Annotated in this window: 8 protein-coding genes; 4 read left to right on the top strand and 4 right to left on the bottom strand. The window is 53.4% G+C overall.

Annotated features, from left to right (window positions below; translation table 11 throughout):
* Positions 1–2: 2 nt before the first annotated feature.
* Both alaS and WJU16_RS14785 read left to right on the top strand, forming a co-directional pair.
* Positions 3–2,615, top strand: a complete 2,613-nt coding sequence (alaS, locus tag WJU16_RS14790) for an alanine--tRNA ligase (RefSeq protein WP_341834262.1) — start codon at positions 3–5, stop codon at positions 2,613–2,615.
* Between the two features lie 122 nt (positions 2,616–2,737).
* A complete protein-coding gene (locus WJU16_RS14785; protein WP_341834261.1) occupies positions 2,738–3,700 on the top strand; it encodes a PDZ domain-containing protein in 963 nt (320 codons plus the stop codon).
* A gap of 83 nt (positions 3,701–3,783) precedes the next feature.
* Here the strand turns inward: WJU16_RS14785 and WJU16_RS14780 are convergent, their stop codons facing one another.
* Positions 3,784–4,188: a hypothetical protein gene (locus WJU16_RS14780; protein ID WP_341834260.1), complete on the bottom strand. Its 405-nt coding sequence runs from the start codon at positions 4,186–4,188 to the stop codon at positions 3,784–3,786.
* Positions 4,189–4,531: 343 nt separating this feature from the next.
* Positions 4,532–5,905 (bottom strand): aldehyde dehydrogenase, encoded by a 1,374-nt coding sequence (locus tag WJU16_RS14775; RefSeq protein ID WP_341834259.1) that lies wholly within the window; start codon positions 5,903–5,905, stop codon positions 4,532–4,534.
* A 90-nt stretch (positions 5,906–5,995) separates the two neighbouring features.
* On the opposite strand from WJU16_RS14775, the gene gatB reads away from it, so the two are divergent.
* Positions 5,996–7,453 (top strand): Asp-tRNA(Asn)/Glu-tRNA(Gln) amidotransferase subunit GatB, encoded by a 1,458-nt coding sequence (gene gatB, locus WJU16_RS14770; RefSeq protein WP_341834258.1) that lies wholly within the window; start codon positions 5,996–5,998, stop codon positions 7,451–7,453.
* A 166-nt stretch (positions 7,454–7,619) separates the two neighbouring features.
* Positions 7,620–8,771: a TlpA disulfide reductase family protein gene (locus tag WJU16_RS14765; protein ID WP_341834257.1), complete on the top strand. Its 1,152-nt coding sequence runs from the start codon at positions 7,620–7,622 to the stop codon at positions 8,769–8,771.
* Positions 8,772–8,852: 81 nt separating this feature from the next.
* Here the strand turns inward: WJU16_RS14765 and WJU16_RS14760 are convergent, their stop codons facing one another.
* Complete coding sequence (locus WJU16_RS14760) at positions 8,853–10,304, bottom strand: RagB/SusD family nutrient uptake outer membrane protein (RefSeq protein WP_341834256.1); 1,452 nt, start codon at positions 10,302–10,304, stop codon at positions 8,853–8,855.
* Between the two features lie 17 nt (positions 10,305–10,321).
* The gene (locus tag WJU16_RS14755; protein WP_341834255.1) at positions 10,322–13,447 is read right to left on the bottom strand and encodes a TonB-dependent receptor; all 3,126 of its coding nucleotides are present in this window, start codon (positions 13,445–13,447) and stop codon (positions 10,322–10,324) included.
* Positions 13,448–13,667 lie beyond the last annotated feature (220 nt).

The following is a 13,667-nucleotide window of genomic DNA, read 5'->3' as shown; positions in this document are numbered from 1 at the left end:
TTATGACCGCAGCCCAGATCAGGCAACAGTTCCTGGATTTTTTCGCCTCCAAGGGGCACCACATCGTCCCTTCGGCGCCCATCGTAGTGAAAAACGACCCCACCCTGCTGTTCACCAACGCGGGGATGAACCAGTTCAAAGACATTTTCCTCGGCAACAAGCCGGCGCAATGGCCCCGTGTGGCGGACACCCAGAAGTGCCTCCGCGTGAGCGGGAAGCATAACGACCTGGAAGAGGTAGGGATCGACACCTACCACCACACCATGTTCGAGATGCTGGGGAACTGGAGCTTTGGGGATTATTTCAAGGAAGAAGCCATCGCCTGGAGCTGGGAGCTGCTGACGGAAGTGTACAAACTTCCGAAAGACCGCCTGTACGTGACCGTTTTCGAGGGCGACGCCTCCGAAAACCTGCCGCCTGATTCGGAAGCCCTGGAATTCTGGAAGCGCCATATCCCGGAGGACCGCATCCTCATGGGCAATAAGAAAGATAACTTCTGGGAGATGGGCGACACCGGTCCCTGCGGCCCCTGCACCGAAATCCACGTCGACTGCCGGACGGACGCTGAAAAGGCCGCCGTTCCCGGAAAAGACCTCGTGAACAACGACCATCCGCAGGTGATCGAGATCTGGAACAACGTATTCATGCAGTTCAACCGCATGAAAGACCGCTCCCTCGTTCCCCTGCCCGCCAAACATGTCGACACCGGTATGGGCTTCGAGCGCCTGGTAAGGGTGCTCCAGAACAAGCAATCCAACTACGACACCGACGTGTTCATGCCCCTTATTCATGCCACGGTGAAACTCTGCGGCAAGAAATACGGTGAAACCGAAAAAACCGACATCGCCTTCCGCGTGATCGCCGACCACATCCGCGCCATCTGCTTCACCATTGCAGACGGCCAGCTGCCTGCCAACAATGGCGCAGGCTATGTGATCCGCCGCATCCTACGCAGGGCCGTGCGTTATTATTTCTCTTTCCTCGACGTGAAGAAACCGCTGCTCCATGAGCTGGTGCCCGCCCTCGCGGAAGAATTCAGGACCGTTTTCCCCGAACTGGCCAACCAGCTGGATTTCGTGAAGAAAGTGGTGTTTGAAGAAGAAAACGGATTCCTCCGCACGCTGGAAAGCGGGCTGGGCCGTCTCGAAACCATTACCGCCAGCGCGGATAAAACCATCGAAGGCGCCGTCGCTTTCGAATTGTACGATACTTACGGCTTCCCGATCGACCTCACCATGCTTATCGCTTCCGAAAAAGGATTCAAAGTGGACGAGGCCGGCTTTACCGCAGAACTGCAAAAACAAAAAGACCGCTCCCGCGCCGCCACCAAGCTCGACATGGGCGACTGGACCATCCTCGACGAGCAGCCTTCCGGCATTTTTATCGGCTACACTGAGCTGGCGGCTGATGCCAAAGTGCTGAAATACCGCAAGATCACGGCAAAAGGCAAAGACCAATACCAGATCGTGCTGGACAAAACCCCCTTCTACGCCGAATCCGGCGGGCAGGTGGGCGACACCGGCATCCTGTACTTCGGCGCGGAAGCCATTGCCGTTACCGATACCAAAAAAGAGAACGACCTCATCGTGCATTTCACCGACGTGCTGCCGGCGAACCCGGAGGCAGCCGTGAAAGCCGAAGTGGATGCTGATAAACGCAGGGATATTGCCCGCCACCATTCCGCCACGCACCTCCTGCATGCGGCGCTTCGTCAGATCCTCGGGACGCACGTAGCGCAGAAGGGCTCGCTGGTAAATGCGGATTACCTCCGCTTCGACTTCTCCCACTTCTCGAAAGTAACCGACGAGGAACTAGCCGCGATCGAAATGATCGTAAACCAAAAGATCCGCGAGAACATCCCCGTCATCATCCGCGAAATGCCCCGCGACGCCGCGATGGAACTCGGCGCAATGGCGCTTTTCGGCGAGAAGTATGGCGAAACCGTTCGCGTGGTGACCATCGATCCGTCTTATTCCCTGGAGCTTTGCGGCGGCACGCACGTGGGACACACCGGCGAGCTCGGCCTCTTCAAATTCCTCTCCGAAGGCGCGGTAGCGGCCGGCGTGAGAAGGGTGGAAGCCGTCACCGGCGCGAAAGCGGAAGCATATATCAACGAACAGATCGCGCAGCTGAAAGAAGTGAAAGCCGCCATCAAGAACCCGAAAGAGCCCGCCAAAGCTGTGGAAACGCTCGTAGCCGAAAAAGCCGCCCTCGAAAAGCAGCTCGCGGCCATCGAGCTGAAGCAAGTGCAGCAGGGCGCGGCAGCGCTCCCGCAGCAGGCGGTTTCCATCAATGGCGTACAATTCCTTGGCACCGAGCTGGAGGTTTCCAGCGGCGACATGCTGCGGCAATACGCCCTCGCGCTGAAAGACCTCCTCACCGCGCCCTTCGCGGCCGTGCTTTGCGCCAATGCCGGCGGTAAAGCGCAGGTGGTAGTGCTCCTCTCCGACGATCTTGCGAAAGACAAGGGCCTCAACGCGCAGAAGATCATTAAAGAACAAGTAGCCGGCCTCATCAAAGGCGGCGGGGGCGGTCAGCCTACGCTGGCAACGGCCGGCGGGCAAGACGCCAGCCAGTTCGCGACGGTGATCGAAAAAGTGAAAAACATCCTCTAGATAAAAAGGCTCCTCCGGGAGCCTTTTTTTAACATTCCCTTATCTACTGCTACCCTTTTTTAACATTTTTTTACCCGCTCCCACGCTTACATTTGCCGTGTCACAAAAAATATAGACGATCTATGCGCAAACTTCTTTTTTCCGGCAGCTCGCTTCTCCTCGCCTTTACCCTGGCTTCGACAGCGGTATCCGCCCAGGACGCCCGTAGCCAGAAGCTGGGAGAATATGATGAAATCATCATCAAGCGTAAAGGCGAAGCAAAAGACGCGAAAGTAACGGTGGAGATCAAAGACGGCGACGTTTTCGTAGACGGCAAGCCCATCCGCGACTACCAGGGAGAAAACATCTCGGTAAAACGCCGCATCATTACACCCCGCAACGGCAATTTCACGGACGAAGCCCCCGCATTTTCTTTTGAAAACGATATTAGGCCTGGTCCGGCGGTGCTAGGTGTCATCACGGAGAAATCTTCCGCAGAAGGCGCTACCATTACGGAAGTGGCGGAAGGCAGTCCGGCGGCCAAAGCGGGCCTCAAAACCGGCGACGTGATCACGAAAATCAACGATACGAATATCACCGAGCCGCAGGAGCTTTTCGAAACCATCGGTAAACTCCAACCCGGCAACGAAGTGACCGTCACCTATTTACGCGATAAAAAGGAACAGAAAGCCAAAGCCACCCTCCAACCGCGCAACACGGCCGAAGACGAAATGAGGGGCCGCCGCTTCCGCACACCCCGTATGCCAGACGAACCCCGGACATTCACCATGCCCCGCGGCTTCGATGAGCTCTTCAACCCGAATGCCCAACCCAAACTGGGCCTCCAGGTGCAGGACCGTGAAGAAAACGACGGCGCTACCGTGCAATCTGTAGAAGCAGGATCAACAGCCGAAAAAGCCGGCTTCAAAAATGGTGACATCATTCTTTCATTAGATGGAAAACCGCTGAAAAACGCCCGCGAAGTTTCCACAGGTTACCGCGAAGCGAAAGATAAAACCACCCTCACTTTCGGCATCCGCCGCAACGGCAAAACCGAAACGCTGACGGTAAAAGTACCGCGCAAACTGCGCTCCGAAAATTTGTAAACAGTAAGGCAGATATAGTTTAAGTGTAAAGCAAAGAGAAGCGGCCCGGGTTCATCCCGGGCCGTTTTAATTGTGTACGAGTGTTAGCGTACATTGTCTTCCGCATTCTTTATTGCTTCTATCTGGGCCAGTTTGTCATCAATAATCGACAACTGGATGGACGTTCGCATTTCCTCCAGAAAGGTCATTACCTCTGCGGAGCCAGGTTCTTCTAACTTTTTGTTTATCCGGGCCACAAGGTTCACTTTTGGTCTATTTACGCGAAAGTGCCGGATATAATTTAGGGCTACCGGCGAGCACATGCCAAAAACGAATTTCAGACCGATAGTAATCGGAGGTGCCAACAAAACCAACCCGGTTTTAAAAGTGTTTCCATCTGCAATGTTCTGGCATAGACTAACTAATACCATCCCGCTTCCCGCTCCCACCAAACTTCCCAGTTCAATGGAAATTATGGTACCGGATGGTATCCGTACTTTCTTATCCATACAACTTTTTTACTTGCGGCCTTCAAGTATATCGCGAAATTCTTCCAATGTTTTGCGATCCTACTTCTTCCTGAAATCAATTTCGATCGTTTCTCCATTCTTCGTGGTGAACGTCTTTACGCTACCATAATAATGTGTTTTAAGTGAACAATTCAATTAAAACAATTCATCAACGAAACTTTTTCATCAACATTTATTCAACTTATCCCCCCGCGCCACAATTTCCTAATATGCTGATAAAAAAAGCGTTTGGCGAATTGTTACATCCAATACTAACAATTCTCCAAACGCAAAACTTTTTCGCCGCCTTTCTTTATGAAATGGTGGAAAGGAAATTCTCACATTATTTCTGCATCATCTTCAACACTTTCAGCTTGTTGCCGAACGGTGGGTATTTCACCGGAACATCCAGCCAGGTGCCGGTTTTCATCACGCCTTTGATGTGCGAGAACTCGTCGAAACTGAAGCGGCCGTGGTAGCGCCCCATACCGCTGGGGCCGATGCCGCCAAATGGTATTTCCAGGTTGGTGAAATGAACCAGCGTGTTGTTGATGCACCCGCCGCCAAATGCTACTTTATCGATGAAGGTTTGCGCGGTGCGCGCGTTTTTGGTGAAGATGTAAAGCGATAAAGGATATGGATTCGATGTTATTATTTTGACGGCTTCCGCGGTGTCGTTATAAGGGATCACAGGCAGGATGGGCCCGAAGATTTCCTCCTGCATCACCTTCGCTCCCGGCTGTATATCCGTGAGGATCGTGGGCGCGATGTATTTATCCGCACGATTGGTTTGCCCGCCGTAGAAAACATTCCCCTCGCCCAGGTACCCCGAAAGGCGATCGAACTGCCGCTCGTTGATGATCCGCGGATAATCGCCGCTCTTCGCGGGATCGTCACCGTAAAACTGCGTCACCGCGTCGCGCATGTGCTCCAGCAGCTCGGGCATGATCTTCTTATCTGCCAGCACATAATCCGGTGCGATACACGTTTGTCCCGCGTTCCAGCATTTTCCCCAAACGATCCTTTTCGCCGCGGTTTTGATATCGGCGCGGGCGTCGACCACGCAGGGGCTTTTACCGCCCAGCTCGAGGGTCACGGGCGTGAGGTGCGGCGCGGCCATTTCCAGGATTTTCCGGCCCACGGGGATGCTGCCGGTGAAAAACACGTGGTCGAAGCGGTGCGCCATGATGGCGGGGACCACCGTGGCCCCGTCGCCTGTAACGGTGGCAACGTGTTCCGGCGCGAAGGCGTCCTCGATCACTTTGGCCACCACCGCTTCCGTGGCGGGCGCCAGCTCGGAGGGCTTCACGATGGCGCAGTTGCCCGCCGCCACCGCCCCGATCAGCGGGTTCACCACCAGCTGGAAAGGGTAATTCCATGGGCCGATGAGGAGCGTCAGCCCCTTCGGTTCCCTGTAAACCGTGCTGGAGGATGGGTAATGCATCAATGGGGAGCTTACGGGCTGGGGGCGCATCCACTGGCGGAGATTGTTGAGCGTATGGTCGATTTCATCGTACAACAGCCCTATTTCGCTCGCGAATGCCTCTACCGGTGCCTTTCGGAGATCAGCGTGCAATGCCGTCAGAATATCCTTTTCATGCCTTTTCAGCGATTTTTTCAGCTTCTTCAGCGCCGATTTACGGAACGACAGGGAACGGGTGGCGCCGGAGTCGAAAAAAGCGCGCTGGGACTGGTGTATGTCTTGAATAGCAGCCATAGGGTGATTGTTGGATATACAATTTCGTGAAAATTCCCTGCTTTTTTGCAGTTTGAATATCTTTGTACGAATCAGCAGTGATATCAACTTATGAGCGCGAGCATCGATTATAACAAATATGAAGCGGTAATTGGCCTGGAAGTGCATGCCCAGCTGCTGACAGCCAGTAAATTATTCAGCAGGGATTCCGCTGCCTTCGGCGGCCAGCCCAACACCCATATCAGTCCCGTTACGCTCGGGCACCCCGGCACCCTGCCCTTCATGAACCGCAAGGCGGTAGAACTGGCCATCAGGCTGGGGTTTGCCTGCCATTGCGCCATCGAGAAAGAGAACTTTTTCGCCCGAAAAAACTATTTCTACCCTGACCTTCCCAAAGGTTACCAGATCAGCCAGCATACCGCGCCTATTTGTGTGGGGGGGCATGTACCGATTTCGGCAGACGGCCAGTCGCGCAATGTGCGGCTCAACCGCATCCACCTGGAGGAAGACGCCGGGAAGTCGCTGCACGACCAGGACCCTTCCAATTCCATGATCGATTATAACCGCGCGGGGGTTCCCCTGGTAGAAATCGTGACGGAACCCGATCTTACTTCGGCCGACGAAGCGTACGCTTACCTCACGGAGCTCCGCCGCCTGGTGCGCTGGCTCGATGTCTGCGACGGCAACATGGAAGAAGGATCGATGCGTTGCGACGCTAACATTTCCATCCGCCCGAAGGGCGACACCACCCTGGGTACCAAGGTGGAAGTGAAAAACATGAACTCCATCCGCAACGTCAAGCGTGCCATAGAAAACGAGATCAAACGCCAGATTGAACTGGTGGAATCCGGTGGTATCATTACCCAGGAAACCCGCAGTTTCGATGCCTCCAACGGCAGCTCGTTTTCCCTCCGTTCGAAGGAAGAGGCCAATGATTACCGGTACTTCCCCGAACCCGACCTGGCGCCGTTCAGGCTGACAGACGGCTTCCTCGACCAGGTGCGCCGTTCGCTGCCGGAGCTGCCGGAAGAAAAAGTGGCCCGTTACACCAGTCAGCTGGGCCTGCGCGAGTACGACGCCCGGGTTATCTGCGACGACCGCGACACCACCGTGTATTTCGAAGCGCTGATGGCCGAAACGCCTCATTCCCAGGCGGCATCCAACTGGATGCTGGGCCCCGTGAAATCGTGGCTTAACGAGCGTAACGCCTCCATCGCCGACTTCCCCGTTTCCCCGGCATCCCTGGCCGCGCTCATCGCGCTGATCCAGGACGGCAAGGTGAACTTTTCCATCGCATCCTCCCGCATCATGCCCGCCATGATCGAGCAACCCGGCAAAACGCCGCTGGAAATAGCCACGGCCCTCAATCTCATCCAGGAAACCGACGCCGGCAGCATTTTACCGGTGATTGATGCGGTTCTGGAGAAATTCCCGGCTAAAGTGGCGGAATTCAGGTCGGGAAAGAAAGGCCTGATCGGCATGTTCGTGGGGGAAGTGATGAAAATGAGCGGCGGAAAAGCAGATCCCAAGCTGACGAACGAACTGCTGCTCAAACGCCTCAACGGGTAACCGCGCCGTTCATCCCTGTCGCCTCCCGCTGGTCCGCATACCGCAGGGAAATGGCCCTTTCAGGGGATGCGTTACTCTTGCCGGCTGCATAATTTTAACATTTACTGCAATCCCTTCCGGGGATTTAGGACTATTTTTGATAGAAATACCAATAAAAGAAAAGCCCATGAAACAATTTGCGATTTGGCTGACGGGAGCGGCCGCCTTATTAATGGCAAGCTGCAACAGTCACACGGAGAAAGGCGCGTTCAAGATCGATGTGCAACTGGCGAATACTCCCCTGGAAAAAGTGTACCTGGAAGAAGTGATGGAAAGCTCCACCAAAATCGTGGATACCGCAGCCGTGAAGGATGCATCCGGCAAGATCACGCTGGAAGGCATGGTGCAGGAACAAGGGCTGTACGCCATCCGGTTCGAAAGCGGTAAATATATCTTCCTCGCCCTAGATGCCGGCGACATGAGCATCACCGGCGATTACAATGACCTCGAAAAGGTACAGGTGAAAGGTTCGGAAGCTACTACGGAAATCCTCCAGCTCCTGAAATACTACAGCGAGAAATCGCAAACCCTCAGCAAGGAAATGCAGGCGATCGACAGCCTCCGTATGGCCCAAACGCCCGACAGCGTGCTGGACGCCCGCAGGCGCGCCATGGAACAGGAAACCAAGAATTTCCGCGAGCACTTCCTGGCAGCCGCCCGTTCTTCCCGCAACCCCGTTCCCGCGGTATTCGCCATGGAACTGGCAGGGTTTGAAGACGCCACCGACCGTATCGCCCACAAAAAGGATTTCCAGGATATCGCCAAACGATTCCCCGATAACGGGTTCGTGAAAAATACCCTCGCAGGCCTTGCCGCCCTCGAGCAAGGCGCCAGTGAAGAAACGAGCGCAGGACCGGCTTCCATGATCGGACAGGTTGCGCCCGACTTCGTGCTGCCCGACCCTTCCGGCAAGCAAATCCACCTCAGTTCCTTCAAAGGAAAATATGTACTGGTGGATTTCTGGGCCAGCTGGTGCGGCCCCTGCCGCCAGGAAAACCCCAATGTGGTAGCGGCTTACAATCAATACAAAAACAAAAACTTCACCATCCTCGGCGTATCGCTCGACAAGGAAAAAGCCAACTGGCAGAAAGCAATCGCCGACGACCAGCTGACCTGGACGCACGTGAGCGACCTGAAGTTCTGGGAATCCGCCGTTGTTCCTTTATACGGCATCAACGCGATCCCGACGAACATCCTGGTTGACCCCGCAGGAAAGATCATCGCAGCCAACCTGCGCGGCAGCGCACTGGAAAGCAAACTGGGGGAAGTATTGAAATAAAATATTTGCAGCATTGCTGAAAAAGAAAGAGGAGCCTCCGCGCGGAGGCTCCTCTTTCTTTTTATACGTTCCTTCCGGCGATCAATTGTAACCGGGGTTCTGCGCGAGGTTCGTGTTTTGCTGGGTTTCCTGGAAGGGAATCGGCCAGGGCGTGAGATTATCGTTCCAATCCTGCTCGGGCTGGTTGGCGCCGCGGGCGGGAATGTTGCGCTTGGTGCGGACGAAATCGATCATCCCGAAACCCTCAAACGCCAGTTCGATCCTCCGCTCGTTCAGGATGAGATCAATGAGCGCCTGTTTGGTAGCGGGCAATGCAAGCGCCGTGGCATTGGAGCGGTCACGGATTTCGTTGATGATATCCAGCGCGTCCTGACTTACGCCGGCATCGATCCGGGCCAGAGCTTCCGCTTTATTGAGCAACACTTCGGCGTACCGGAGGATAGGCACCCAGGAGTCGAAGGGTGTTTCCGCGTACTTGCCTGTGTAATTGGCCGATCCCACTCCCACGATCATGGTGTCGTTCTTCCGTTTGTCTGAGGGTCCGAAATTGGGCAATGTGAGATAATCCGGATTCACCGTAATGTCTCCACGGCCGGAGGGGCTGTAATGCTGCCCGATCGCGTTATTGGTATTGGGGTTATCGCTGTTGTTCATAGCGATGTTGAAGATGATTTCCGAAGAGGTGTTATACGTGGGCCTGTTGAAGCTGGTGTAGGGATCACTATCCAGGTCGTAATCAGCGGGTGATGCGATCACTTTATCGGCAGCGGCGTTGGCTTGCGCCCAGTTGCCTGCGGTCAGATATACGCGCGAAAGCAGCCCGTTAGCCGCACCTTTGGTGGCGCGGGTATGGGTAGCATATCCGCTGCCCCAATCGTCCGGGAGGTCGACCGCAGCTTCTGTCAGATCTTTGATGATCTGGTCATACACTTGCTTAACAGTTGCCCGGGGCATTTTCCATTTGGGATCAAATGCTTCACCCCCCGTCATTGGTGCGGTGGTCATCAGCGGCACACCGGGATGGCTGGCATCTGTCGTGTATACATACGTTTGCGCAAAGATGTTCACGAGATAGTAGTAAGTAACGGCACGGCAGAATTTTGCTTCAGCATAGTATACCGCCGCTGCATCAGCACCGATAACGCTTTCATTTTTCTGAAGGTTGCCCATGAAGTAATTCGCTTCGAATATCGTGCGGTATGCGCCCGTCCATGCCAACAAAGCAGTACCATTATTGGAAAGCATGTTAAACGTCGGAATTTGTCCGAAATAAGACGCAACATTGACATCGTTGCCGCGCTGATCAATATAGATTAGCGCGCGGCCACCCAGGAATTCTGCATTTTGTAATGCATCATACATGCCAATGGCCGCTTTCTCGATCCGCGCGGGAGAATTGAATACATCTTCGGGATTGATGTTTTCGTAGGGTACCTGTTCATTTACCTTTGAGCAGGCGCCCAGCATCAGCATTGCACTTAATCCCAATGCTAAAACCGGCCTGAAACTATTTTTGAGTTGTAATTTCTTCATGATGATTGAGTTTTAGATCAGAAGGATGCATTTAAACCAAGAGAAATCGTCCTGCCGATTGGAACACCGCGGTTGTCTACGCCGAAAGCGATATTGGCGGTGCGGTTTGTATTGATTTCGGGGTCGGCGCCCTTATACCCGGTAATCATGGCCAGGTTGTCGCCGGCAATAAATAGTCGCAGGTTGCTCATCCCCAGCTTCTTGCGAATTTCAGGAAAGGCGTAGCCAAGTGATACTGTTTTCAATCTGAGGTAATCACCCTTTTCCAGCCAACGGGTGGAAGTTTGCGTGGTTACATTATCGCGTAGGAAAATCTTCGGCACATCTGTGTTTTTATTATCCGGCGTCCAGCGATCTTTAATTTCAGCGAGGTTGTTATTCAGGAAGTTCGTCATCAGACCCTGACGGGTTGAGTTCAGTATATAATTACCTCCACTGTACTGAATGGCGATATTGAGCGTAAATCCTTTATAGCTCAGCGTATTTTCCAATCCGCCATACCAGGTCGGATAACCGGTTTTGCCATCCAGGTAGTTCGCATCATTTGCCGTTACGGAAGGTACGACCCTGCTGCCATCCTGGGTGGTCCACCTGTTTGCGGTAGCAATACCGGGTGAAGGGTTGTACATCTTCACCTCACCGTCTTTGGAACGGAACATGCCGTAACCCGTTTCAGGATTCACGCCTACCCAGTCGATCATGTACCACACACCGAGCGGACGGCCCACGCTTGCGCGGTTGGAGCCGCTGGGAATATCGCTTCCATCCACCAGTTTCGTTACCTTGTTTTTCAGGAAAGTAGCGTTGGCGGAAACATTCCATTCCAGTTCTTTGTTAATGATCGGCGTACCGCGCACCGTGATTTCGAAGCCACGGTTCCACATCTCGCCGATATTGGTCGTAACATATGCATTGGGAATACCGGTTGTACGAAGTACCGGTGCATCCAAAACGAGGTCATCGACATCATTCTTGAAAAAATCCACTGTCAGGCCGAGGCGATTGTTGAAGAAGCCGGCATCGATACCGATATCCAGCTTTTTGGCTCTTTCCCAACGAAGATTAGGGTCGCCCAATTGGGCAGTATTCAGCCCGTTATCATCGGCGTATTGGCCACCACCATACATGGTGCGCGAGGCATATGCGGGAATTAGATTATTACCTACAATACCATAACTGGCGCGCAGCTTCAACTCATTGACCCAACTAGCATTGTCCTTAATAAAGCTTTCCTCTGAAAGGCGCCATCCGATGGAACCGCCCGGGAAGAATCCTCTGCGGTTGTCGACACCAAAATCAGAATAGGCATCCGAACGGAATATTGCCTCCACATAGTATTTGCTCGCATAATTGTAAGCAACGCGACCGAGGTAGGAGTCGAAAGCGTTGGCGGATTGCGCACCACCGGTATATGAATTGCCTTCCCCGGCTGAAAGTCCGTCGTAGATATACTTGAAGTAATCATCCGCAATATTGGCCTGCCCCGTATACAACTGGAAATTTCGGCCATATTGATACTCTAACGCTCCGAGTACGGACAGGTTATGTTTTTCAGCAAATGTTCTCGTGTAAGTAGCCATATTCGTCCAGTTCCACAATTGCGTCTGGTAAAGGTTCTCCTGTACCAGTCCGTTCAGGTTGAAGCCATTTCCGGCCTGATTGGGTCCGCCGTATTGATCTTCGAAGTTCTGCAGGTAATCCACACTGAAACGTGAAGTCAGTTTAAGACCGCTGACCGGCGTTAATTCGCCGTATACATTGGCGAGGATACGTCGTGTTTCGTTATCATTTCGGCCCAGGTAAACACTGGCTAACGGGTGGAAGAAGCGATTCTGCCGTTCGCTGACCCTGTTGCCGCCATTGCCGAGATCGCGGTTGGACGGGGAAAGATAGTAACCCTCATAATCCCCGGTGCTGTTGTATACCGGTACATTCGGCGGTGCATTATAGCCTGCGATCGTTGCGCCTGCCAGGTAGCCATCGGAAAGGACACCGTTATTCAATACACGGGAACCGTATACCCCCATACCCATTTTCAACCACGACTTGGGCGTTACATCTGCATTGATTCTGGCGGAGCCCCTGCGCAGGCGGTTTCCAACCAAAAAGCCGTTCATATCGGCATATTCGGCCGAACCATACACCTGGGATTTTTCCGTTCCACCGCTGAATGACAGCTGGTGGCTTTGCTGGAAACCGGTACGGAAAATCACATCCAACCAGTCTGTCCGCTCCGGTCTGCCATCGCCATTCTCGTCAAAATCCGCTGCGATGTCCGGCTGGTTCATATTGCCAGATTTTTCGTTCTGAATACCGGCAAATTCATCTCCGGTCAATAATTTGGGCGCGCGGCGAACACTGGACCACGACAATAAAGTATTGTAGTTGACCGTAATCGCACCGCGTTTACCTTTTTTGGTAGTTATCACGATCACACCATTGGCTGCGCGGGAGCCGTACAATGCTGCCGCGGACGCATCTTTCAACACATCGACACTTTCGATGTCGTTCGGATTGATGTCAGCCATGGGATTATAGCGCGTACCATTACCACTATTGAAAACGTTGGTGTTCCTGGTATTATTAAGCACCACGCCGTCAACCACGATCAATGGCTCGCCGCTGTTCGAAATAGAATTCACCCCGCGGATACGGATCGCCACCCGATCGCCGAGCACGCCCGACTGTACGTTTACATTCACACCCGCAGCCAAACCATCCAGCGCCTGGTCGAAGCTCTGGATAGGCCGGTTGTTGATCTGCGTTGCGTCAATCTTGGAGGTGGAAGCAGTAGCATCCCGCCGGTTGATGTCCACATAACCGGTAACCACCACTTCACTCAACGTTTTGTCGTCGGGGCCCATGGAAACATTCAGCACGCCGCCGCCGGGAACGGGCAGTTCCTGCGTGGCATAGCCAATAAATGAGAATACCAGCACATCGCCGTTCCCCGCTTCGATCCGGTACTCGCCCTGCGTGTTGGTAATCGTTCCTTTTGAAGTGCCTTTAATGGAAATGGTCACGCCAGGTAGTGGTGACCCGTCTGCTTTATCGGTTACCTTGCCCGCGACTGGACGCGTTTGGGCCATAGCATGCCCGCAAAGTACGACCGATAAGAACAAAAGAAGTAACGTTCCTTTCATATCGATAGATTTTTGGTGATGAAGACACGATAAATAAATATGCAGGGAGGTTACAATCCTTCGATTCAGATGCTATGCTGGGCTACAGGGTACTATTTCACTTGGGTTCGGGTTTGCTTGCTGCTTGATTTAGATTTTGGATGCTTCCGCTTGCTGCAACTAAAGGTAAATTACTGAAAAAAGGAATATAACAATCACTGAGAAATAATGTGTACTTACG

The sequence above is a fragment of the Chitinophaga pollutisoli genome (genome assembly GCF_038396755.1).
GTDB lineage: Bacteria > Bacteroidota > Bacteroidia > Chitinophagales > Chitinophagaceae > Chitinophaga > Chitinophaga pollutisoli.
Note: the sequence above shows the minus strand (reverse complement) of the source record. Positions and strands in the feature narration are given on the sequence as shown.

Coding starts and splice junctions, on each gene's coding strand:
- WJU16_RS14755 (WP_341834255.1), bottom strand. CDS start 13,447: ATGAAAGGAACGTTACTTCTTTTGTTCTTATCGGTCGTACTTTGCGGG.
- WJU16_RS14785 (WP_341834261.1), top strand. CDS start 2,738: ATGCGCAAACTTCTTTTTTCCGGCAGCTCGCTTCTCCTCGCCTTTACC.
- WJU16_RS14775 (WP_341834259.1), bottom strand. CDS start 5,905: ATGGCTGCTATTCAAGACATACACCAGTCCCAGCGCGCTTTTTTCGAC.
- WJU16_RS14760 (WP_341834256.1), bottom strand. CDS start 10,304: ATGAAGAAATTACAACTCAAAAATAGTTTCAGGCCGGTTTTAGCATTG.
- gatB (WP_341834258.1), top strand. CDS start 5,996: ATGAGCGCGAGCATCGATTATAACAAATATGAAGCGGTAATTGGCCTG.
- WJU16_RS14765 (WP_341834257.1), top strand. CDS start 7,620: ATGAAACAATTTGCGATTTGGCTGACGGGAGCGGCCGCCTTATTAATG.
- alaS (WP_341834262.1), top strand. CDS start 3: ATGACCGCAGCCCAGATCAGGCAACAGTTCCTGGATTTTTTCGCCTCC.
- WJU16_RS14780 (WP_341834260.1), bottom strand. CDS start 4,188: ATGGATAAGAAAGTACGGATACCATCCGGTACCATAATTTCCATTGAA.